This is a genomic window from Nocardia sp. NPDC003979, from assembly GCF_053605015.1.
Genome location: NZ_JBSGIJ010000003.1, coordinates 215,337 through 236,831, shown reverse-complemented (window position 1 = coordinate 236,831; position 21,495 = coordinate 215,337). Strand labels below are relative to the sequence as shown.

General features: G+C 67.9%; 25 protein-coding genes. 17 read left to right on the top strand and 8 right to left on the bottom strand.

Annotation, left to right across the window (positions count from 1 at the left end; translation table 11 throughout):
• The first annotated feature begins 125 nt into the window (after window positions 1–125).
• Both ACWEVR_RS07800 and ACWEVR_RS07795 read left to right on the top strand, forming a co-directional pair.
• The gene (locus ACWEVR_RS07800) at window positions 126–458 is read left to right on the top strand and encodes an ArsR/SmtB family transcription factor (RefSeq protein ID WP_452466275.1); all 333 of its coding nucleotides are present in this window, start codon (window positions 126–128) and stop codon (window positions 456–458) included.
• A complete protein-coding gene (locus ACWEVR_RS07795) occupies window positions 455–934 on the top strand; it encodes an SRPBCC family protein (protein WP_067485115.1) in 480 nt (159 codons plus the stop codon). Before ACWEVR_RS07800 ends, ACWEVR_RS07795 begins: the two co-directional genes overlap by 4 nt.
• Window positions 935–965: 31 nt before the next feature.
• Here the strand turns inward: ACWEVR_RS07795 and ACWEVR_RS07790 are convergent, their stop codons facing one another.
• From ACWEVR_RS07790 to ACWEVR_RS07770, 5 genes are all read right to left on the bottom strand, one after another.
• Window positions 966–1,955 carry a pirin family protein gene (locus ACWEVR_RS07790; RefSeq protein WP_452466274.1) on the bottom strand — a complete coding sequence of 330 codons (990 nt, stop codon included), beginning with the start codon at window positions 1,953–1,955 and terminating at the stop codon, window positions 966–968.
• Window positions 1,952–2,266, bottom strand: coding sequence for a GNAT family N-acetyltransferase (locus ACWEVR_RS07785; RefSeq protein ID WP_357148432.1), 315 nt, complete (start codon window positions 2,264–2,266; stop codon window positions 1,952–1,954). The genes ACWEVR_RS07790 and ACWEVR_RS07785 overlap by 4 nt, the downstream gene beginning before the upstream one ends.
• A 99-nt stretch (window positions 2,267–2,365) precedes the next feature.
• Complete coding sequence (locus ACWEVR_RS07780; protein ID WP_067641857.1) at window positions 2,366–3,376, bottom strand: aldo/keto reductase; 1,011 nt, start codon at window positions 3,374–3,376, stop codon at window positions 2,366–2,368.
• A complete protein-coding gene (locus ACWEVR_RS07775) occupies window positions 3,373–3,834 on the bottom strand; it encodes a MerR family transcriptional regulator (protein ID WP_067641856.1) in 462 nt (153 codons plus the stop codon). Before ACWEVR_RS07775 ends, ACWEVR_RS07780 begins: the two co-directional genes overlap by 4 nt.
• Window positions 3,835–3,920: 86 nt before the next feature.
• Window positions 3,921–4,289 carry a VOC family protein gene (locus ACWEVR_RS07770; RefSeq protein WP_452466273.1) on the bottom strand — a complete coding sequence of 123 codons (369 nt, stop codon included), beginning with the start codon at window positions 4,287–4,289 and terminating at the stop codon, window positions 3,921–3,923.
• A gap of 48 nt (window positions 4,290–4,337) precedes the next feature.
• Here ACWEVR_RS07770 and ACWEVR_RS07765 point away from each other — a divergent pair, with 48 nt between their 5' ends.
• Entirely contained in the window at window positions 4,338–4,538 is a 201-nt protein-coding gene (locus ACWEVR_RS07765; RefSeq protein ID WP_067485129.1) for a hypothetical protein, read from the top strand.
• A 1-nt stretch (window position 4,539) separates the two neighbouring features.
• On the opposite strand, the gene ACWEVR_RS07760 is transcribed toward ACWEVR_RS07765, so the two are convergent.
• Entirely contained in the window at window positions 4,540–5,031 is a 492-nt protein-coding gene (locus ACWEVR_RS07760) for a SixA phosphatase family protein (protein WP_452466272.1), read from the bottom strand.
• A 117-nt stretch (window positions 5,032–5,148) separates the two neighbouring features.
• On the opposite strand from ACWEVR_RS07760, the gene ACWEVR_RS07755 reads away from it, so the two are divergent.
• The gene (locus ACWEVR_RS07755; protein WP_452466271.1) at window positions 5,149–6,807 is read left to right on the top strand and encodes an FAD-dependent oxidoreductase; all 1,659 of its coding nucleotides are present in this window, start codon (window positions 5,149–5,151) and stop codon (window positions 6,805–6,807) included.
• 62 nt (window positions 6,808–6,869) lie between these two features.
• Here the strand turns inward: ACWEVR_RS07755 and ACWEVR_RS07750 are convergent, their stop codons facing one another.
• Window positions 6,870–7,640, bottom strand: coding sequence for an acyl-[acyl-carrier-protein] thioesterase (locus tag ACWEVR_RS07750; protein ID WP_452466270.1), 771 nt, complete (start codon window positions 7,638–7,640; stop codon window positions 6,870–6,872).
• 156 nt (window positions 7,641–7,796) lie between these two features.
• Between ACWEVR_RS07750 and ACWEVR_RS07745 the strand changes: the two genes are divergently transcribed.
• From ACWEVR_RS07745 to ACWEVR_RS07705, 9 genes are all read left to right on the top strand, one after another.
• On the top strand, window positions 7,797–9,494 hold the full coding sequence (locus ACWEVR_RS07745; protein WP_452466269.1) for a serine/threonine-protein kinase: 1,698 nt from the start codon (window positions 7,797–7,799) through the stop codon (window positions 9,492–9,494).
• Window positions 9,495–9,546: 52 nt separating this feature from the next.
• Window positions 9,547–10,521 carry an NADPH:quinone oxidoreductase family protein gene (locus ACWEVR_RS07740; protein ID WP_452466268.1) on the top strand — a complete coding sequence of 325 codons (975 nt, stop codon included), beginning with the start codon at window positions 9,547–9,549 and terminating at the stop codon, window positions 10,519–10,521.
• A 67-nt stretch (window positions 10,522–10,588) separates the two neighbouring features.
• Window positions 10,589–11,695, top strand: a complete 1,107-nt coding sequence (locus ACWEVR_RS07735; protein ID WP_452466267.1) for a winged helix DNA-binding domain-containing protein — start codon at window positions 10,589–10,591, stop codon at window positions 11,693–11,695.
• Between the two features lie 125 nt (window positions 11,696–11,820).
• Window positions 11,821–13,128, top strand: a complete 1,308-nt coding sequence (locus ACWEVR_RS07730) for an amidohydrolase family protein (protein ID WP_452466266.1) — start codon at window positions 11,821–11,823, stop codon at window positions 13,126–13,128.
• 106 nt (window positions 13,129–13,234) lie between these two features.
• Window positions 13,235–14,020, top strand: a complete 786-nt coding sequence (locus ACWEVR_RS07725) for an ABC transporter ATP-binding protein (RefSeq protein ID WP_452466525.1) — start codon at window positions 13,235–13,237, stop codon at window positions 14,018–14,020.
• Window positions 14,020–14,868 carry an ABC transporter permease gene (locus ACWEVR_RS07720; RefSeq protein WP_452466265.1) on the top strand — a complete coding sequence of 283 codons (849 nt, stop codon included), beginning with the start codon at window positions 14,020–14,022 and terminating at the stop codon, window positions 14,866–14,868. Before ACWEVR_RS07725 ends, ACWEVR_RS07720 begins: the two co-directional genes overlap by 1 nt.
• Before the next feature lie 11 nt (window positions 14,869–14,879).
• Entirely contained in the window at window positions 14,880–16,040 is a 1,161-nt protein-coding gene (locus tag ACWEVR_RS07715) for a nitrate ABC transporter substrate-binding protein (protein WP_452466264.1), read from the top strand.
• Between the two features lie 11 nt (window positions 16,041–16,051).
• Complete coding sequence (locus ACWEVR_RS07710) at window positions 16,052–17,041, top strand: isopenicillin N synthase family dioxygenase (RefSeq protein WP_452466263.1); 990 nt, start codon at window positions 16,052–16,054, stop codon at window positions 17,039–17,041.
• A 28-nt stretch (window positions 17,042–17,069) separates the two neighbouring features.
• Window positions 17,070–17,744, top strand: a complete 675-nt coding sequence (locus ACWEVR_RS07705; protein WP_452466262.1) for a GntR family transcriptional regulator — start codon at window positions 17,070–17,072, stop codon at window positions 17,742–17,744.
• 173 nt (window positions 17,745–17,917) lie between these two features.
• Here ACWEVR_RS07705 and ACWEVR_RS07700 read toward each other — a convergent pair whose 3' ends face one another.
• Window positions 17,918–18,466 carry an Lrp/AsnC family transcriptional regulator gene (locus ACWEVR_RS07700; RefSeq protein WP_067641846.1) on the bottom strand — a complete coding sequence of 183 codons (549 nt, stop codon included), beginning with the start codon at window positions 18,464–18,466 and terminating at the stop codon, window positions 17,918–17,920.
• A gap of 131 nt (window positions 18,467–18,597) precedes the next feature.
• Here ACWEVR_RS07700 and hppD point away from each other — a divergent pair, with 131 nt between their 5' ends.
• The 4 genes from hppD to rpsL all read left to right on the top strand — a co-directional run bounded on the left by hppD (window position 18,598) and on the right by rpsL (window position 21,494).
• Entirely contained in the window at window positions 18,598–19,740 is a 1,143-nt protein-coding gene (gene hppD / locus ACWEVR_RS07695) for a 4-hydroxyphenylpyruvate dioxygenase (protein ID WP_452466261.1), read from the top strand.
• Window positions 19,741–19,771: 31 nt separating this feature from the next.
• On the top strand, window positions 19,772–20,299 hold the full coding sequence (locus tag ACWEVR_RS07690; protein ID WP_067485165.1) for a DUF3558 domain-containing protein: 528 nt from the start codon (window positions 19,772–19,774) through the stop codon (window positions 20,297–20,299).
• Window positions 20,296–20,847, top strand: coding sequence for a DUF3558 domain-containing protein (locus ACWEVR_RS07685; protein WP_452466260.1), 552 nt, complete (start codon window positions 20,296–20,298; stop codon window positions 20,845–20,847). The genes ACWEVR_RS07690 and ACWEVR_RS07685 overlap by 4 nt, the downstream gene beginning before the upstream one ends.
• A gap of 272 nt (window positions 20,848–21,119) precedes the next feature.
• Complete coding sequence (gene rpsL, locus ACWEVR_RS07680) at window positions 21,120–21,494, top strand: 30S ribosomal protein S12 (protein WP_056814220.1); 375 nt, start codon at window positions 21,120–21,122, stop codon at window positions 21,492–21,494.
• The last annotated feature ends 1 nt before the right edge of the window (window position 21,495 follow it).

Genomic DNA, 21,495 nt, shown 5'->3' with positions numbered 1-21,495 from the left:
GTTTTCCCCTCCGTCGAAATGTCTACGACGAAGCGTAGTAGTAAATCCCGCTGCCGGTACAGCGAATTCGGCAAACTTCCGACCGCCCCTTGACGCGTCGAGGCACGCGCGCAATACTGAACTAGATGGTTCAGTATGACTTCCTAGACGCCTCGTTCGGGGCGCTCGCGGACCCCACCCGGCGGGGCATCCTCGAGCATCTCGGTCGTGGGCCCGCCACCGTCAGCGAGTTGGCCGAGCGGTTCGAGATGACGTTGACCGGCATCAAGAAGCACATCGGGTTGCTCGAGGATGCGGGCATGGTGGTCACCGAGAAGCGTGGGCGGGTGCGGTACTGCCGCATCGGCGAGCACGTGTTCGATCGGGAGGTGGCCTGGATGCAGGGTTATCGGCAGATGCTGGAAGCCCGGATGGACCGTCTCGATGAATTCCTGCGACGAACGGAGCCAGAGCTATGAGCACCACAACCAAGGACGCGGTCATCACCTCCACCTCGGACCGCGAAGTGCACATCGAACGCGATTTCGACGCACCGCTGGATCGGGTGTGGGACGCCTACAGCCGCGTCGAGCAGCTGTCGCGCTGGTGGGCGCGCGGCCACGAGGTCGACATCGAGCGCTGGGAGTTCCGCAAGGGTGGGCACTGGCGTTTCGTGGAGCACGAGGGCGACGAGTCCTACGGTTTCGAAGGCCGCTTCCGCGAGATCACCCCGAAGGAGCGGATCGTGCAGTCCTTCGAATGGGACGGTATGCCCGCCCACATCTCGATCGACACGACCACCTTCGTCGACCTCGGCAACGGCCGCACCCGCGTGGTCACCGACAGCATCTTCCACACCGCCGAGGAATGCGCGGGCATGCTCGCCTCCGGCATGGAGACCGGCCTCAACGACAGCTACCGCGCCCTCGACGCCCTGCTCGCCGGAAACCGCTGACCGCGCGGACTCACGACGCAGGCCCGGCTGCTCAGCTGTGCGAGCAGCCGGTCGCGCGTTTACGCGGCTTCAACCGCAGCGGTGGCAGCGGCGGAGCGGGAATCCGCTCCTGCTCCGGATGGTCGACCACCTGCCCGAACCGGCTGGTGTCGTGGGCTTCCCACGCCTCGCGCGCCGCGACGATCTCCTCGTGACTTCGCCCGACGAAGTTCCACCACATCACCAGTTCCTCGGTGAACGGCTCACCGCCGATCAGGGCGAAATGCGCGCGGTCGGTGCTCGTCAAACGCACCTCGGCCCGATCGGTGCCCAGGTACAGCAGCGGTCCTGGACCGAGCTCGATGCCGTCGACGACGACCGTGCCCTCGACGACGAGCACCGCGTGCTCGAAGGCGCGTTCCAGCGGTAGTCGCACGTCGGCGCCGGGATCGAGGACGATGTCCGCACCGACGATCGGCGTATAGGCCTTCGCCGGTGAGATGACGCCGCCCAGCGAACCGATCAGCACCGTCGCCCGCAGCCCCGGTTCCTCGTATACGGGCAGCTCGCGATGCTGTTCGAAGTGCGGTTCGACGCCGGTCGCGCTGTCGGGCAGGGCGATCCACAGTTGCAGGCCGTTGCCCGCGTTCGCGCCCGGTACGCCGAACTCCGAATGCGCGATGCCGCGACCGGAGGTCATCAGGTTCAGCTGACCCGGTTCGATCCGCACATCCGAACCCACCGAATCGCGGTGCCGGATCTGCCCGTCGAACGGCCAGGTCACCGTCTGCAGGCCGATGTGCGGGTGGGGCAGGATGTCGGGCGAGGCGCCGGTGTGGGTGACGGTGGGCGAGCCGAACCGGTCGAGGAAACACCACGCGCCGACGGTCGGCAGATCCCGTTGCGGCAGGGTGCGTTCCACGTACACGCCGCGCACGCCGCCGAGGGGGACCTCCCTGGCCGGGTACAGCTCGGTGATCGGACCGGGACTCGGCGACGGTTCGCACAGCACCTCGGTGGGGTCGGCCTCGAGGTCGCTCATCCGGGGATGCCCTTGCCGACCACGTGCGCGTCGAACTCGGGGTGCTTGTCGAGCCAGCCGCGGATGAACGGGCAGTGCGGAGTGATGGTTCGACCGCGCGCGATCACGTCCTCCACGGCGTAGCGGGCCAGCTTGCTGCCGAGGCCCTTGCCGCCGAAGGCGTCGTCGATCTCGGTGTGCACGAAGTCGGTGTCGTTGCCGCGCTCGATGTACTCGGCGAAGCCGGCGAGTTCGTCGCCGTAGAAGATGTCGTAGCGGTTCTTGTCCTGGTTGCGGACGACACGGGCCTGCGACGCGGTGGTCTCCGACATCTTGCGCTCCTTCCGCACCGCCAACAGGTGCGCTCGTGACTTGGTATACCGACCAACCCGGGCGCGGCGTGAGTATTCCCGGCCGCGCCCGAGCCGATGCTATTCCCGTCCCGCCGAGGTGAACGACATGTCCGCGTACCGTGGGCCCGCCACCTGTCCGGCGATCGGTTCCAGCGTCGCGAGTTCGTCGTCGCCGAGCCGCACCCCGGCAGCCGCGACGTTCTCCGCGAGCCTGCTGCGCTTGCGGGTGCCCGGGATCGGCACCACCGCAAGGCCGTGTGCCTCGGCGCGCGCGTGCACCCACGCGAGGGCGACCTGGGCCTGGGTGATGCCGTGCGCTTGCGCGATCGCCGCCAGCGGTGCGAGGAGTTCGGCGTTGCGTTCGGCGTTGGCGCCGGTGAAGCGGGGCATCCGCTGCCGGAAGTCGTTGCCGCCGAGGCTGTCCGCATTGCGGAACGCGCCGGTGAGGAACCCGCGACCCAGCGGCGAGTACGGCACGAACGTCACACCGAGTTCGGCCGCGGCGGGCACGGCGGTGCGCTCCACATCGCGGGAGAACAGCGACCACTCCGACTGCACGGCCGCGATCGGGTGCACCGCGTGCGCGGCGCGCAGTTCGTCGCCGGTCACCTCCGAGAGGCCGAGCGCGCGCACCTTGCCCGCGGTGACCAGCTCGGCCATCGTGGCGACGGTGTCCTCGATCGGCACGGCCGGGTCGCGGCGGTGCATGTAATACAGGTCGATGGTGTCGACACCGAGCCTGCGCAGGCTCGCGTCCACGGCGGCGCGGATGTACTCGGGTGAGTTGTCGAAGCCGCGGAACGCCGGATCGTCGGCCTTGCGCACGATGCCGAATTTGGTGGCGATCACCAGCTCGTCGCGGTGCTCGCGGACGAAACCGGACAGAAATTCCTCGTTGTGGCCGGAGCCGTAGATATCGGCGGTGTCGAACAGGGTCACGCCGAGTTCGAGGGCGTGCTCGAGGGTGGCCCGGGACTCCGCCAGATCGGAGTCGCCGTAGAACTCGCTGATGCCCATGCAGCCCAGACCCTGGATGCCGACCCGTCGACCGTCGGCGCCGAGGGTGGTGGTCGGCAGAGTGGTGCTCATGTATCGGTTCCTTCGCTCGTGTGCGCGGTGAGCGTGACGGGCGGGACCAACTCGGATCGGCCCTCGTACACGGCGATCTTGTAGTCCAGCACGGCCACGGTCTTCTGTAGTTCCGCGATCTTGTCGAGCACGTCGGCCCTGGTCTGCCGGAACATCTCCAGCCGTTGCGGGAAGGTCTGCTCACCGGCCCGCACCAGTTCGGCATACCGGATCATGTCGGCCACCGGCATGCCGGTCGTGCGCAGCCGCGCGATCAGCTCCAGCCACTCCAGGTCGCGATCGCTGAAGCGGCGGTTGCCGGTGTGGTCGCGACCGATGTAGTTCATCAGCCCGATCCGCTCGTACCAGCGCAGCGTGTCGCGACTGAGGCCCGACCGCTCGGCGACCTCGCCGATCGAGTATTTCGGGCGCTCCCGCTCGTTCGCGCTGTCGGTGTGCCGAACCGCTTCCGGATCCATCGTGCTCGTCCCTTTCCGTGGAACTCCACCGACGCTAGCCACCTGGAGTGCACTCCAAGCAAGCCTATTCGCGGGACGAGCCGATCTCAGTTGTACTTCGGCAGTTCCTGTACCGCCCAGCGGTTTCCGTCGGGATCGGCGAAGAACGTGAACAGGCCCCAGCCCAGATCCTGCACCGGGGTCGCCTCGACGCCCGCCGCGACGAGTTGTTCGTAGGCCTGCTCGGCGCTCGGCACCACCATCTGCATGCCCTCGACGCTGCCGGGAGCAGCCTGGGTGATGCCGCGGCCGATGCAGATCGAGCAGCCCGAACCCGGCGGGGTGAGCTGGACGAAGCGGATGTCGGGGCTCGGCGTGTGGTCGTGATCGGCGTTGAAACCGATGCTGGTGTAGAAGTCCTTGGCCCGATCGATATCGGTGACCGGGATGGCAACGAGCTCGATTTTCCAATCCATGCGGTCAAGCATCCCACCGCCCACCGACAGAAACGTAGTGTGGATCACATGGCTAAGGAGATCGACCGTATCCGGGCCCGCTCGGCTTGGGAAACGGTGAAGGAGAGCCCGGTGATCACCGCCATCGCGGTGGCGCCGGTGGTACTGGTCCTCGGCGTGGTTTGGTGGCTGACGAACGGCGTGGTCGCCTTCGTGTTGCTCGCGCTGCTCGGCGTCGGAATCGTGGTCGGGGGCAAGCTGCTGAAGTAGGTCAGCGCGGCACGTGGAAGTGCGTCAGTTCGCCGGTTCCCTGGTCCACCCGCGCCCACGGCCGGTCGAACTCGAGCACCGCCAGCGCCGAGGTGGGGAACTTGCGGCTCAGTTCGGTGGCCGCGTCGGAATCGCGGTTGTACGCGAGATCCCAAGCGGTCCAAGGAATTCCGGGAACATGACCGACAAGGAGGAGAGTCGAGACAGCATCGTCGGTGAGCTGGATCAGCTCGATCAGGGTGTGCGGGTTCGCCTCGTAGATGTCGTCGCGGTACTCGACGGGAGCGTCGATCCCGGTGGCGGCCAGGGTGAGCCGGGTGCGCTGGGCGGTGGAGCAGCGCACCGCGTCGATCGCCGGCTGGGTGGCGCGCAACCAGTCGCCCGCCAGTGCGGCTTCGCGTTCGCCGCGTGGTGCCAGTGGCCGTTCGTGGTCCTCCACCCCGTCCGGGTACGCCGATTTTCCGTGCCGCATCAGGATCAGGGTCACCGCCATGTACTACACGGTAATCGTGCACACCGGTGAGGTCGCAGTCACACTCGAGGCACACTGAAAGCTGCGTCACTCATACCCGAGGTGACGTCCGACCACACATTTCGAGGATCTGCACCCATGGCCTACGTCATCACGCAGCGTTGTTGCAACGACGCCAGCTGCGTCACCGAGTGCCCGGTCGACTGCATCCGCCCGACCCCGGATCAGCCGGAGTTCGCCACGGCGGAAATGCTCTACATCGACCCAGACACCTGTATCGACTGCGGCGCCTGTGTCGATGCGTGCCCGGTGGACGCCATCTTCTCCGAGGACGATCTCCTCGCCTCGCTCGGCAGGTACCGCGAGATCAATGCCGAGTACTTCCGGCGTCACCCGCTGGAGACGAATTTCGACCCACTCGCCACCCCCGTGCGCCCACCGAAGAGTCTCGGCACCCTGCGCGTCGCGATCGTCGGTGCGGGCCCGGCGGCCTGCTACGCCGCCGACGAGCTGTTGCGGCGCAGCGATGTCGAGGTGGAGATGTTCGACCGGCTCCCGACGCCGTGGGGTCTGGTTCGCGCGGGCGTGGCGCCCGATCACGCGGGCACCAAGAACGTCGCGACGATGTTCGAATCGGCCTTCCGCCGCGACACTCTGCAGTACTACCTCAATGTCGAGATCGGCGAACACATCGACCACCGTGAGCTGCTCGAACACCACCACGCCGTGATCTACGCCGTCGGCGCGTCGAGCGACCGCAAGCTCGGTGTCCCGGGTGAGGACCTGCCCGGCAGCCATTCGGCCACCGAGTTCGTCGCCTGGTACAACGGCCATCCCGATTTCGCCGAGCGCGAGTTCGACCTGTCGGGTGAGCGCGCGGTGATCGTCGGCAACGGCAATGTGGCGCTCGACGTGGCGCGCGTGCTCACCGTCGACCCGGACGAGCTGGCCAAGACCGATATCGCCGACCACGCTCTGGACGCGCTGCGCCGCAGCAACATCCGCGAGGTCGTGATTCTCGGCCGCCGCGGTCCGCTGCAGGCCGCCTACAGCTCGCCGGAGTTCCTGGCGCTCACCCATCTGAAGGGTGTCGACGTGGTCGTCGATCCCGCCGACCTCGATCTCGACGCGCACAGCCGGGCGATCCTCGGCGACCCGAACATCGAACCGTCACTGCGGCTGAAATACCAGCTGGCCCAGGAGTATTCGACCGGCCGACGCGATCCGGCGAACAAGCGCATCGTCTTCCGCTACCTGGCGACCCCCACCGAGGTGCTCGGTGACGACCACGTCACCGGTATCGAGTTCGCGCACAACGAACTCACCGCCGACCTCGTCGCCACCCCCACCGACCGCACCGAGCGCCTCGACACCGGCCTGGTGCTCCGCTCGATCGGTTACCGCGGCGTCCCCGTGCCCGGCCTGCCGTTCGACGAGCGGCGCGGTGTGGTGCCGAGCGAGCACGGTCGGGTGCTCGCCGATACCCAGCCCCTGCCCGGTGTGTACGTGGCGGGCTGGATCAAGCGCGGTCCGCGCGGCGTGATCGGCTCCAACCGGATCGATGCCGAGGAAACCGTCGAAGCCCTGATCGACGACTTCATCGCGGGCAGACTCACCAACCCGACCGGCGACCGGGCCGCCCTGCGCGCCCTGCTCACCGAGCGTCAGCCCGACCTCGTCGACCGCGCCGCCTGGAAGACCATCGACCAGGCGGAAAAGGCCGCGGGTAAAGCCGCGGGCCGACCCCGCGTCAAGTTCACCACCCGCGCAGACCTCCTCAAGGCCGCGAAGGGTTAGTCGGACCCGCGGCCGAGAACCAGGCCCAACCGCCGCCGGTTCTCGGCCGCCGCCCGCCCGAGCTAGGGCAGGGGCATGACCTTGACGACGGTTGTCGTGATCCCGCCGACCACGAACCACAACCGCAACACCGGCCGCCCACTCACATCGCCCGGCTCGTACCGCCCGCGCACCGTGATGTGTTCACGCGCCAGCACCGGCGCCACGTACTCGATCACCGCGCGATGCGGCACCGCGAGCAGTTTCGGATAGTCGACGAGGAACTGTTCCACAGCCTGCCAGTAGCAGGCGTTGTTCACGTGGTTGTATTGGTCGATGTCGGTGGCGCGCACCGGGAACGGCACATCGGTGTCGGATTCGCGCGGCGCCGGATCGGTGAGGTAGGGCCGCCACCGCAGCCGGTGTTCGTCGGTGGTGCGGGCCAGGTAGGCCAGGCCTTCGTCGCTGATGCGGGCGGGCAGGTTGCTCGACTCGCTGAGGTTGATCCAGAACCCCTCGGTCTCGATCAGGCCGCCGCCCTCGCTGGTGATGCGCACGCGCATGTTCGTCCACCTGGTCGACATGCTCGCGCACCACCGCGTGAGGTGTACGTGATCAGGGAAGACGATCGGGCGGATCACGTCGATGACGGTGCGGCGCACGATCCAGGTGGGATCGGTGCGGTGCAGCGCGGTCTGATGCAGTTCCTCGTAGGCGATATCCTGCAGGTAGCGGGCGACCCCGTCGAAGCGCAGCCGGTGGTACGGGTCCACGTCGCCGGCCCGGACAGGCCACGCCGTGGCGAAACCCGTGCCCTCCTGGGGTAGCGGGGCCAGTGGCTGATCGAGTGACACGTGTGCTCCTTGCGCGGTCCACACAGGTGAGCCGCGACTTCTTGCGTAGTTCTGCCCTCGACTTTACGGTGCGCAGATCACACCCTCACGTCGAGCCGGGACTAGCCCCCACCGGCGTACATGACAAGTGCTGTAGGCGCCCGGTAACCTGCTGGAATGGCCGGCGGGGCGATGGCAGGCGCGATGTTCGGGCGCTATGAGTTGCGTCGGCTTCTCGGAGTCGGCGGTATGGGCGAGGTCTACGAGGCTTTCGACACCACCAAGGATCGCGTCGTCGCGCTCAAGGTGCTCAATCGTGAGCTGGCGGCCGACCCCACCTATGTGCAGCGTTTCCGCCGCGAATCCCACGCGATGGCCAGTGTGCAGGAGCCGCACGTCATCCCGGTGCACGACTGGGGCGAGGTCGACGGTGTGCTCTACATCGATATGCGCCTGGTGCGCGGTTCCGATCTCAAGGAGCGGCTGCAGCAGCACGGCAAACTGACGCCCGGCGAGGCGGTGCAGGTGGTCGAGCAGATCGCGGCCGCGCTCGATGCCGCCCACGAGCTCGGCCTGGTGCATCGCGACGTGAAGCCGGCCAACATCCTGCTCACGGCCAACCTGTTCGCCTATCTTGTCGACTTCGGTATCGCGCACGGCGCGTCCGATCCGCAGCTCACCAGCGCGGGCAGCGCCGTCGGTTCGATGGCGTACATGGCGCCGGAACGGTTCGAGGACGTGCCGATGACACCGGCCGTCGACACCTACGCGCTCACCTGTGTGCTCTACGAGTCGCTGGTGGGACGGGTGCCGTTCCCGGTGAACAGTCTCGCCGGCGCGATCGGTTCGCATCAGATGGCACCGCCGCCCCGGCCGAGTGCGGTCGATCCGGCGCTGTCGGCGTTCGACGCGGTGATCGAGCGTGGCATGGCCAAGCGGCCCGAGCAGCGCTACGGCTCGCCGGGCGACCTGGCTCGCGCCGCCCGTGCCGCGCTGGTGCAGGCCGAACGCGACGCGCCCGCAACCGTTCCCGGCCCGCGGGTGACGCCGCTGGTGAAGCAGCCGCCGCCGCGCCCGTTCACCGGGCAGACCCGGGTCACCGGGCCGCAACCACCGCCGCCGACCGCTCCCTCGCCTGCTCAGCCCCCCGCCGCGGCGCACCGGTCCGCACCGCAGCAGCCGATCGCCGGTTTCGCGCAGTCCGGGCGGCAGCAGACCAGGATGAGCACCGGCCCCCAGTTCTCCTCGGGTGCCTACGCCCATCCGTCGGAACCGCTGCCCCTTCCGCAGCGGAATTCGGCGACGCCGATTCTCGCCGGTGCGCTCGGCGCGCTGATCGTCGTGGCCGCGGTGGGTGTGGCGGTGTGGGTGATGTTGAGCGTCAACGATTCCGGTACCGATCGCGCAGGTCAGCCGGTGTCCTCGTCCAGTCTGCAGATGCCGCCGCCGGTGGTGGTGTCGGTCAGCCAGGAAGTGCCCACCGGCGTTCCGCAGGCACCGCCGACGGAGCCGAAACCGACCACAACCACTGTGCCGCCGCTGAATTCGGCCGTCACCGGTGCCGACGGGCAGGGTTTCCTCAGCGGTGGCCCGCGCTGCAACGACAACGACGCCGCCATGACGATCGCGCGCACCACCACCTCGCGGGTGGTCATCTGCCACACCGGGGCCGACCGCTTCTACTACAAGGGTGTCGCGGTGCGTAACGGCAACGCGATCGAACTCGACGATCCCGTCCCGACCGGTGGCGGCGGATTCACCGCGACCAATCCGAGCGACGGAACGCAATACCAGGTCACGCCTGCCGGCCTGACCATCATCAAGGGTGGTTCGGTGCTCTCCAGTGAGGCGATGCTGGAATTCGCCCATCGCTGAGCGTGGTCGGGATATGTTCGACAGGGGTTCGATGTCGAGAGAGGTTTCCCGGATGCGTGCAGCTCAGGTGAGCAAGTTGGAAGGTCCGTCGTCGATCGAGGTCGTCGACCTGCCCGAACCGGTCGCTTACCCGGGCGGTGTCCTCATCGACGTGCACGCCGCCGGGATCGCCTTCCCCGATGTCCTGATGACGCGCGGTCTCTACCAGATGAAGCCGGGTCTGCCGTTCGTCGTCGGCGGTGAGGTCGGTGGCGTGGTGCGCGAGGCGCCCGCCGAGTCCGGGCTGCGTGCCGGTGACCGGGTCGCGGCGTTGACCATGCTCGGCAACGGCGTCGCGGAGGTGGCGGTCGCACCCGCCGACGCGGTCTTCAAGCTGCCGGACAACGTGTCGCTCGAGGCGGGTGCGGGCATCCTGTTCAACGACCTGACCGTGCACTTCTGCCTCACCGAGCGCGGCAGGCTGGCCGAGGGCGAGACGGTCCTCGTGCACGGTGCGGCCGGTGGCGTCGGTACTTCGACCCTGCGGCTGGCCAAGGCGCTGGGCGCGGGCCGGGTTATCGCCGTGGTGAGCACCGAGGCCAAGGCGCAGGTCGCCAAGGCCAACGGCGCCACCGACGTGGTGCTCACCGACGGCTGGCTGGCGGCGGTCAAGGAACTCACCGGCGGGCGGGGCGTCGACATCGTGCTCGACCCGGTGGGCGGCGACCGTTTCACCGACAGCATCCGCAGCCTCGCGGGCGGTGGCCGGTTGCTCGTCGTCGGGTTCACCGCGGGCGAGATCCCCACGGTGAAGGTGAACCGGCTGCTGCTCAAGAACGTGGAGGTCGTCGGTGCGGCCTGGGGTGAATGGGTGATGACCCACCCCGGTTACCTGGCCGAACAATGGGCCGACCTGGAGCCGCTGTTCGCCTCCGGTGCCGTCACGGCGCCGGAACCTGTGCTCTACCCCCTAGAGCGCACGGCCGAAGCCGTTGCGGCCCTGGACAACCGGACCGCGACCGGCAAGGTCGTCGTACAACTGCGCTGACTCGGGGTGAGGTTGTCGGACCGCCGGGGTAGCGTCCGGTTCGTCGCCGGGACCGAAGGAGCGCGCCGTGCAGTTGTCGAATCGGGTACTGAACCGGACGCTGCTCGCGCGGCAGCACCTCCTCGAACGGTCCACCCTGAGCACACCGCAGATGTGCGAGCATCTGGTCGGGTTGCAGGCGCAGGATGTGCCGCCGCCGTTCATCGGTTTGTGGAGCCGGACAATCGATTTCGACCCCGACACGGTGTCTCGCGGATTGGACGACCGCACGCTGGTGCGGATCACCCTGATGCGCGGCACCATCCACCTCGTCACCCCGCCCGACGCCCTCCGCATCGCCCCGCACATCCAGCCCGAACTCGAAAAGGTGCCCTTCCGTAAGGGTTTCAACTACGGGGCGATGGTCGGGCTCGACCCCGAGCAGGTCCGTGCCGACGGGGAGGCGGTGCTCGGCGACGAGCCGATGTCGGCCGCCGACCTGCGCGCCGAAGCCGCCCTCCGCTACCCGGATCGCGATCCGGGTGCGGTGTCACAGACCTGGCTCTACCAGCTCCCGGTCCTGCAGACCCCACCGCGCGGCCGCTGGCGCGACAACAGCCGACCCGTCTGGTCGCGGGTGCAGCCGTGGCTGGGCGCCCCGCTCGACCCGGACTACCCGGTGGCCGAACTGATCCTGCGCTACCTGCGCGCTTTCGGCCCGGCCTCGACCATGGACATGCAGACCTGGTCGCGCTTGCCCGGCATGAAACAGGTGGTCGCCGACCTGGGTGACCGCGTCCGCACCTACACCGACGAGCGCGGCCGGACCCTCTACGACGCCGCCGAACTCGAACTCGCCGACCCCGACCTGCCCGCCCCGGTCCGCCTGCTCGGTTGGTACGACAACGCCCTGCTCTCCCACCAGGACCGCAGCCGCGTCATCGGCGAAACCATCGCCCCACGTTCCTTCGGTGCCAATGTCTCGCCGGTCCTGATCGACGGCTTCACCGCCGGGGTCTACAAAGTCTTCGTGAAGTCGGGAACCGCCCGCCTCCGGGTGAGCCCTACCCGTGCATGGACGAAAGCCGAAGCGGCAGAGGTCGAATCGGAGGCCGCTGCCCTGCTCGCGTTCCTGGAGCCGGAATCCGCCCCGGTCGTCGAGATCCTCGCCCCGGAGGCCGACCTCCGTCCGTGACACGGCTTTAACGCCGGGGAAATACCGGATTCCTAGGGTCGGTCCTACGACGTTCATGGCTGCAACGGACGACGTGCTCGGCTGAACCCGGCGAGCGAACCAGCCGCAACCGAAAGGGTGCGCGCATGGGTTCGTCCGTGGTCATCACCGATGTCACCGTCTACACGCCGCAGGGGTGGCAGCCTGGTGAAGTCGTCGTTCGCGACGGCCGGGTCGCCGCATTGCGGGCGGACAAGGAGCACGCGGCGCTCCCACGCTTCGACGGTGCGGGCGGTTATCTGCTTCCCGGCTTCGTCAACACCCACACCCACCTGCAACAAGCGGTACTTCGCGGCGTGGGGGAAGGGCTGCCGCTGCTGGAATGGTTGCGCTGCGTCGGCGAGCACACCGTCGCCGCCACTCCTGAACAGACCTACCTCTCGGCTCTGGCCGGTGGCTCGGAACTGCTGCGCAGCGGGGTGACAACGGTCGTCGAGCACCTGTGGCCGAACCCGTCCGACCAGGTCCACCAGGCCGTGATCCGCGCGCTCGACGAGCTCGGCATCCGGGTGGTCCTCGGGCGCGGCATCGCCGACCGCGCCGACGTCACCCGCAAATGGGGGCTCGACCCGCGCCTGATGCAGCCGCTCGAGGAGGCGTTCGCCCATATCGACGCACTCGACCGGCAGCTGGCGGGCTCGCGCATCACCACCGCGCTGGCCGTGCCCAACCCGCGCTGTCTCACCCCCGACGGCATGGCGGCGGCCCGCGCCTACGCCGAGTCGACCGGCAAGACGGTGTCGATCCATGTCCTCGAGACCACCACCGACGACGACATGTGCCGTCTGCACGCCGGCATGGGCGCCGTCGACTACCTCGACACCAACGGCTTCCTCGGCGAGCGCACGCTCGCCGTGCACTGTGTGAACCTCGACGCGCACGGTCGCGCGGTCTTCGCCGAGCGCGGTGTCACCGTCTCCTACAACCCGATCTCGAACATGCGCCTCGGCAGCGGCATCGCCCCGATCGGCGACATGCTGGCCGCCGGTATCGACGTGACCCTCGGCGTCGACGGCGCGGCCAGCAACGACACGCAGGACATGCTCCTGACTCTGCGCATGGGCGCGTATCTGCAGCGCGCCGCACACCGGCGTGCCGACCTGTTCGGCATCGATCGCATGCTGCACATGGCCACGGGTGCGGCTGGTCGGGTGCTCGACGGGCCGGTACACACCGGCATCGCCGTCGGCGACCGGGCCGACCTCACCCTGGTCCGCTTCGACCGCGACTTCGCCTGTCTGCCTGTGCTCGACCCCGGCGCGACGCTGCTGACGACCGCTTCCCCGCGCGTGGTCGACACGGTCTGGGTCGACGGCGAGGCGGTGATCCGCGACGGCCGCAGCACAAGGGTCGACACCGACGAACTGACTCACTGCCTGATCCACATGCGATGAATGTTAATCCAGCGGAAACAGCTCACATATTGCATGTAATCCAGCCAGTCCACACTGAATTCATTCACATGTTGCACGCAACATCCACCGTAGGAAGGTGATCACGGTGACGCTCTACGACACAGTGAACGACGCGGACGCGAGGACGCTGCTCGCCGGACTCGAGGTCTCCTTCGCGGGCGTCGGCAAACGTTTCGGCGGTGACGACGGCACCCTGGCCCTTACCGGCATCGACCTGGATATCCGCGAAGGCGAGTTCGTCGCCGTGGTCGGGCCGTCCGGCTGCGGCAAGTCCACCCTGCTCCGCCTGGCCGCGGGCCTCGAGCGGGTGAGCGCGGGAGCCGTTGCGGTGCGCACGAATTCGATCGGCTTCATCTTCCAGGAAGCCACTCTGCTGCCCTGGCGCAAGGTGCGGCGCAATGTCGAACTCTCGGCGGAGCTGGCCGGGGTGCCGCGCGCTGTGCGGCGGGCACGGGTGGAACGGGCGATCGAGGCGGTCGGACTGGCCGACTTCGCGAATGCCCTGCCGCGCAAGCTTTCCGGCGGTATGCGGATGCGGGTCTCGCTGGCCAGGGCACTGGCGCTGGAACCGCGCCTGATGCTGCTCGACGAACCGTTCGGCGCGCTCGACGAAATGACGCGACTGACCATGCAGGAGGAGCTGCTCCGCCTCTACCGCGACAACGCCTTCAGCGCTCTGTTCATCACGCACTCGGTGGCGGAGGCGGTGTTCCTCGCGTCGCGGGTGGTGGTGATGTCGGCGCGGCCGGGGCGGGTGCACGAGGTGATCGACGTCGGCCTGCCCTATCCGCGCGACCGGGAACTGCGCTTCGATCCCGCCTTCACCGAACTCGTCGCGCGCGTGTCGCACTCGTTGAAAGAGGCTGCCTGATGGTGAGTATCGCCGCCCGGGCCGTGATACCGGCGAAGCCGGGGACCGAGCTGTCCACCGCACGCGTGCGCAAGATCGCCAAGGCCCTTGCCGCGCCGACTATTTCGATCGCCCTTGCCCTCGCCGCCTGGTACGCGGTGTCGATGCTGGTACTCGGCGAAGGTCGCCGCTTCCTGCTGCCACCACCGCATGTGGTGTTCACCGAGTCGCTGGCCGACCCGAAGAAGCTCGAGGTGATGGGCGAGGCGCTGGCGGTGACCGCGCGGGTCGCGCTCACCGGGCTGCTGATCTCGGCCGTGCTCGGTGTCGCCATCGCGGTGCTGATGAGCCAGGCCAAACCGATCGAGAACGTCGTCTATCCGTATGCCGTGGTGCTGCAGGCGATTCCGGTGCTCGCCGTGGTCCCGCTGATCGGGCTGTGGCTCGGCTACGGTTTTGCCGCGCGGACCACGGTCTGTGTGCTCATCGCCATTCACCCGATCATCGCGATGACGTTGTTCGGCATCAAATCCGTCGACGCGAACCTGCGCGAGCTGTTCACCCTCGGCCGCGCCGGGCGCCTGCGCAGGCTCTGGTCCCTGCAACTACCGGCCGCCCTGCCCTCCACCCTGACCGGTTTACGCACGGCCGCAGGGCTTTCCGTCACCGGCGCGATCATCGGCGACATGTTCTTCGCACAGGGCAAACCCGGCATCGGCACCCTGCTCGACACCTACCGCGCCCGGCTCCAATCCGAGGACCTCATCGGCGCGCTCCTGCTCGCCGCCCTGTTCGGGGTGCTCGTGTTCACCATTTTCACGCTGATCCAGAAGGTCAGCGTCGGCCGCTGGCACGACTCGGCCCACTAGAAGGAACCGCCATGAAAAACACACGCCCCCTGCGCCGCCTCGGTATCGCGGCCCTGGCCCTCACCCTCGCCGCCTGTTCCGGCGAAACCGGCGAGGACACCGCCGTCGCCCTCGATCCCGCACCCGCCGAACAACGGCTGGCCGGTGTCTGCCCGGATACCGTTGTCGTGCAGTTGCAATGGGCCCCGGAAACCGACTCCGGCCCGATCTTCGGCCTGCTCGGTCCCGGCTACACCGTCGACGCCGACAACAACAAGATCACCGGTCCGCTCGTCGCCGCGGGCAAGGACACCGGGGTGGAACTCGAGATCCGGGCGGGCGGACCGGCCATCGGTTTCCAGACCGTGCCGTCGCAGATGTACGTCGACGAGAGCATCACCCTCGGCCTCGCCCACTCCGAGCACGCCATCGCCGCCGCCGGGCAGCAGCCGATCGTGGCGGTCACCACCTTGCTGCGCAACAGCCCGCAGCTGCTGATGTGGGATCCGGCGACCAATCCCGGCTGGCAGGGGATCGCCGATATCGGTCGTTCCGGCAAGCCGATCGTGGTGTCCAAGGGGCAGCTGTACCCGGACTGGCTGGTGGCGCGTGGCCTGGTGAAAGCCGAACAGATCGACGCCTCCTACGACAATTCGCCGTCCCGGTTCGTCACCGATCGGTCCTTCGCGCAGCAGGGTTTCGTCAACGCCGAGCCCTACACCTACGAACACGAGGTGCGCGCCTGGAACAAGCCCGTGCGCTACCAGCTGCTCAAGGATGTCGGCTACGAGGGATACGCCCGCACAGTGAACGTCCGGGCGGACAAACTCGCCGAATTGCGGCCCTGCCTGCAGAAATTGGTGCCGATGATCCAGCGGGCCACCGCCGAATTCCGGGCCGATTCGACGCATGTCGACGAGGTGGTCGTCGATGTGGTCGAGCAGAACCCCAAGCTCAGCCCCTACAGTGCCGAGCTCGCCGCGTTCGGCTCCAAGGCGCTGATCGACGGCGGCCTGATCGGCAACGACAGCGACGGTGTGCTCGGCAGCTTCGACGAGGCCCGCGTGCAGCGCATCATCGACGAGTTCGCGCCCATCCTGCGCGCGGGTGGGGCGAATGTGCCGTCCGGCCTGCGGGCATCGGATCTCGTCACCAAGGAATTCCTCGACCCGTCCATCTCCGTCACCGGATAAGGAGACATTCCATGAGCACCAGCTACGACCTGTCCGAGGTCTCGCGCGAGAAGCGGATGGGCGGCCTCGGCAGGGAAACCGCCCGTGAGATCCGCGTCGTCGACCTGACCGATTTCGAGAATCGCCGCGCCGAGATCACCGACCAACTGTGGGCGGCGGCCACCGAGATCGGCTTCTTCCAGCTCTCCGGGCACGGCATTCCGCAAGCTCTGATCGACGAGATGTTCGGTGCCACAGCGGAGTTCTTCGCTTTGCCAGAGGAGATAAAAGGCAAGTATCCGCTGGTGAAGGAACACAACGCCGGCTGGGAGAGCATGAGCCAGGTGCGCCCGTCCATCGGAGTTCCAGATCAGAAGGAGTCGTATCAGGTCACCCGGCCGCACATGGACCGGCTCTGGCCGAGCGAAACCGAGCTGCCCGGATTCCGTTCGCGTGTCCTGGATTTCGAGCACCGCGCCTGGGAGGTGGCGATGCGGGTGCTGTCCTGCTTCGCCGACCGGCTCGGACTGGCGCGCGAACACTTCACCGCCGCACACGATCCCGCATCGCCGGACTACCAGAGCGCACTGCGATTGCTGCACTACTTCGCGGTGCCCGAGGAACTGCGCGGCGTTCCCGGCCGCTGGCGGGCAGGCGCGCACACCGACTTCGACTGCCTCACCCTGCTTTTCCAGCGCGACGGCCAAGGCGGGCTGCAGGTATGTCCCGGTAAGGAGATGGCCGAACAGGAATGGACCTCCATCACCCCGTCCTCGAGCCTGATCACCTGCAATATCGGTGACATGCTCACCCGCTGGAGCGACGACCTGCTGCCGTCGAACTTCCACCGGGTCCGCAGCCCCGGCGAGGGCGAATACCAGGGCGAGCGCTACAGCATCGCCTACTTCGCCCAGGCCGACCGCGACGCGATCATCCAGGGCCCCGGCGGCAAATACCCACCGGTCACCGCGGCCGATTTCCTCTCCCAGCGTGTGCGAGCCAACTACCGGCCGCAGGGATAATCGGCGCAGACAACGGAAGGGACACGGCATGAGCGGTCAGCGCCCGGAGGCGGAAGCGGAGCGTGGCGACGGCACCTCGTTGCTCGGCCCGTCGGTGCATCGCCGGATCAGGCAGCTGGTCCTTTCCGGCGAACTCGCCCCGGGCAGCCCGCTCAGCGTGCCCGCGCTGGCGACTCGGCTCGGGGTGAGCCGCAGCCCGGTACGCGAGGCCGTGCAGCAGCTCATCTACGAGGGACTCGCGGTGAGCACACCGCACGCGGGCGCGAAGGTGGCCGCCGTCGACGACGACCGCATCCGCGAGGTACTCGCGGTCCGCGCCGTCCTCGACGGCCTGGCCGCCGCCACGGCCGCCTCCCGCCTCACCGACGCCGACCTCGACAAACTCGCGGCCGTCATCGCCGCCCAGGAAACCAACCTGGACGACGCCACCGACGCGGCCCGCGACGCCCAGCTCGACCTGGAATTCCACAGCTTCATCCGGGACGCATCCGGAAACAGCTGCCTCGTGGACGAATCGGCGCGCCTGGAAGCCCAGGCACACCTCTACCGAGGCGATCTGTGGTGCTCGGCGCGCAACCGTCGCGTGGCCCTGCGCGAGCACCGCCGCATCCTCGAAGCCCTGGAATCAGGCCACCCCGAATCGGCCCGCATTGCCGCGGAGGCACACGTCCACGGCCTGATGACGCGCCTCACCCGGCACTGACGCGCCTCGCCCCGCGGCCAAGCTTTGACGTGCCGCGCTTCAACGACCCCGCCCGGCGCTGCGCCGTGCCTCGACGGCCTCGCCAGGCACCGGCTTGCCTGAGCCGGTGCCGAGGCGGGTGTCACGCTCGATGGCCCTAGTCGGCCACAGCGTTAGAGGTTTTCGCGTACGTCCTACCGGTCCGTGGCGCGGGTACCCGGCGGGCTGACACGCCGGTCCCGGTAGGCGGGCGCCTTCGCGGTGCCGGCGGGTGTCAGCGTGCGCAGCAGGGGGAGCGTGCGCCGTTCGATCACCGTCGACAGCACGATCACGCTGTGCGAGCGAACCACCGCGCTGGTGCGGTCGATGCTGAGCAGCACGGCCTGTAGACCGGCGTGTGAGTCGGCGCCGATGCGGCAGAGCACGTCACCGGAACCCGTGGTCGCGTAGGCCTCGAGCACGCCGGGGATCGCGTCGAGTTCGGCGGTGAGGGTGTCGAGCGCGCCCTGGGCGATCTCCAGGGTGACGAACGCCTGCACATCGAAACCCGCTGCGGTGACATCGATCTGGGGGTCGTAGGAGGCGATCACCCCGGCCTCCTCCATCCGGTTGATCCTGGCCTGCACCGTCGCGCGGGCCACCTTCGTGCGCCGCGAGAGTTCCAGGATTCCGGCCTTCTGGAACTCGTGCATGGCCGACAGGATCGCCAGGTCGAGTTCGTCCAGTTTCGCGGGTGTGCGCATGCCAGACCTCCGTCCTCGGGTGCTATTCAAATTGTCCACCATCCGGCAGCGTGAGGTATCAACTTTGGTCAGCATGACCAGGCGCGAGCCGTGTTGTTGCCTAGCTCACGGGTGGCGCGTTTCCCTAGGTCATGACCATTGAGCAGCAGCTCGTCGGGCTGATCGAGCACGACGACAGTGTCGATCCGTTCCCTGTCACCGGCTGGGACGCGCTGGTATGGGTTGTCGGCAACGCCACCCAGTGCGCGCACTTCCTGCAATCGGCCTTCGGGATGCGGCTCGAGGCATACTCCGGCCCCGAGACCGGCAACCGCGACCACAAGGCCTACGTGCTGCGCAGCGGGGGAGCGCGGTTCGTGGTCAAGGGCGCGGTCGATCCGGACAGTCCGCTGGTCGCCCATCACGACCGGCACGGCGACGGCGTGGTCGACATCGCTCTCGAGGTCCCCGACGTGGACCGGTGCGTCACCTGGGCGCGCGAGCACGGCGCGACGATCGTGGTCGAACCACACGACGAGAGCGACGAATTCGGCACCGTCCGCTCCGCCGCCCTTGCCACCTACGGCGAGACCAGGCACACCCTCATCGATCGCTCCGCCTACGCGGGCCCCTATCTGCCCGGCTATATCGCACGCACCTCGAGCCTTCGCGACGGTCCGCGCCTGTTCCAGGCCATCGACCATGTGGTCGGCAATGTGGAACTCGGCATGATGGACCGCTGGGTCGACTTCTACCGCCGCGTCATGGGTTTCACGAACATGGCCGAATTCGTCGGCGACGACATCGCGACCGAATACTCCGCGCTGATGAGCAAGGTCGTCGCCAACGGCAACCACCGGGTGAAGTTCCCGCTCAACGAGCCGGCCGTCGGCCGCAAACGTTCCCAGATCGATGAGTACCTCGAGTTCTATCGCGGACCGGGCGTGCAGCACATCGCCCTGGCCACCGGCGACATCCTCGCCACCGTCGACGCCCTGCGCGCCGCGGGCGTCGAATTCCTGCCGACCCCCGACACCTATTACGAGGACCCCGAACTGCGCGCCCGCATCGGCCATGTCCGCGTCCCCGTCGAGGAACTGCAGCGGCGCGGCATCCTCGTCGACCGCGACGAAGACGGCTACCTGCTGCAGATCTTCACCCGCCCGATCACCGACCGTCCGACGGTGTTCTTCGAACTCATCGAGCGACACGGCTCACTCGGCTTCGGAAAAGGCAATTTCAAAGCCCTTTTCCAAGCCATCGAACGCGAGCAGGCGGCCCGCGGGAACCTGTGAGTGCGTCCGCGCACGCACTACAGTTCATGGCATGCGGATCCCCTCGGCGATCATCACCGGCATGGCCCTGGCTGTCGTGCTGTCGTCGTGCGGATCGGGGGGCGACTCCGATTCGCCGGCGGGCCCGAATCGGCCACCACCGAAGGTGGCCTCACTCGGCCCGTTCGTCGGCGAGTGCGGGCACGTCACCGACGACGAGGTGCGCGAGCTGGCGGGCCTGTCCCAGATCGCGCGGGTGTACAAGAACTCGACCGGCTGCAACTGGCAGTCGGCCGGATTGTTCGCCCCGAGCGTGACATTCGCCTCCTATCGCGGCAGCCCGATCGAACGCGAGAAGGCGTGGGTGTCCAGCGTCGGCCGCAACCCGGAGTCGATCGATGTGGCGGGTCGCCCCGGTTTTCAGGCGCTCGACCCGCAGGGGACCGTCTGCGACTTCGCGGTGCAACTCGACGACGACTTCTTCGAATGGTCCATCTCCACCGGCACTTTCGCCACGGGCGGTAACCCGTGCGACCGCACACGGAAACTGGCCGAGCTCACGGTAGGACGGCTGGGATGAGCGCCACCAGGATCGCGACCGCCGCGGCGGCGCTGCTGCTCACCGTCACCCTCGCGGGCTGCGGTGAGAAGGTCGAGGGCAATGCGCGCCCGGCGGGCGGCGGTGGCGGCGGCGAGTCGGTGAACACCGATTTCGACAAGCTGCTGCGCGAATGCGAGGTCGTCGAACCCACGAAGATCGGTGAGATCGTCGGCAACGCGCTCAGCGTCACCACCTCCTTCAGCGGCGCCGTCTGCATGTGGGACATCGACGACGCACCGGGCGGCTCGGCCATGGCCACCCTCAATTGGTACGAGATGGGTACGCTGAACAACGAGAAGACCACCAACGAGAAGTTGGGGTACCTCACCGGTGACATCACGGTGCAGGGTCGCAGGGCCCTGCAGGTGCGCAGGCCGGGCGACAACGACTCCTGCGGAGTCACCGCGCCGGCCGCCGATGTCGGGGTCATCGGCTGGTGGATCAACTACCGGCCGGGCTCGGCCCACCCGGATCCGTGTGCGGGAGCGCAGAAGCTGGTCGAACTGACCTTGGATCTGGCCAGGTAGAAGCCTTGACGCACGACCCCGCTTTGACCCCGGTTCGGGCAGGCGCGTATCGTGGATCGCTGTGCCCGGATTGCTACGGGCAAGTTCGTGCGTGAACGTAGGCCAGCGAGAGCGGCTGATACGTTCCAGCGTGCCCAGAAAAAGGGCCCTGAGCTGCGCGCGACACGCCCGACCGCGGGTAAACGGAAACACGGTCGGACGTGCGAGTGAAAGCTCGATGAACTGAAGACACGTGTTCCGCTACCGCAATCACCAATAAGGAAAGCCGGTCTATGCCAACCATCAACCAGCTGGTCCGCAAGGGTCGCCGCGACAAGGTCACCAAGACCAAGACTGCGGCCCTGAAGGGGAGCCCGCAGCGTCGTGGCGTGTGCACTCGCGTGTACACCACCACCCCCAAGAAGCCGAACTCCGCGCTCCGTAAGGTCGCGCGCGTTCGCCTGACCAGCGCGATCGAGGTCACGGCGTACATCCCCGGTGAAGGCCACAACCTGCAGGAGCACTCCATGGTGCTCGTCCGCGGCGGTCGTGTGAAGGACCTCCCGGGTGTCCGCTACAAGATCATCCGTGGCTCGCTGGACACCCAGGGTGTGAAGAACCGCAAGCAGGCCCGCAGCCGCTACGGCGCCAAGAAGGAGAAGAGCTGAT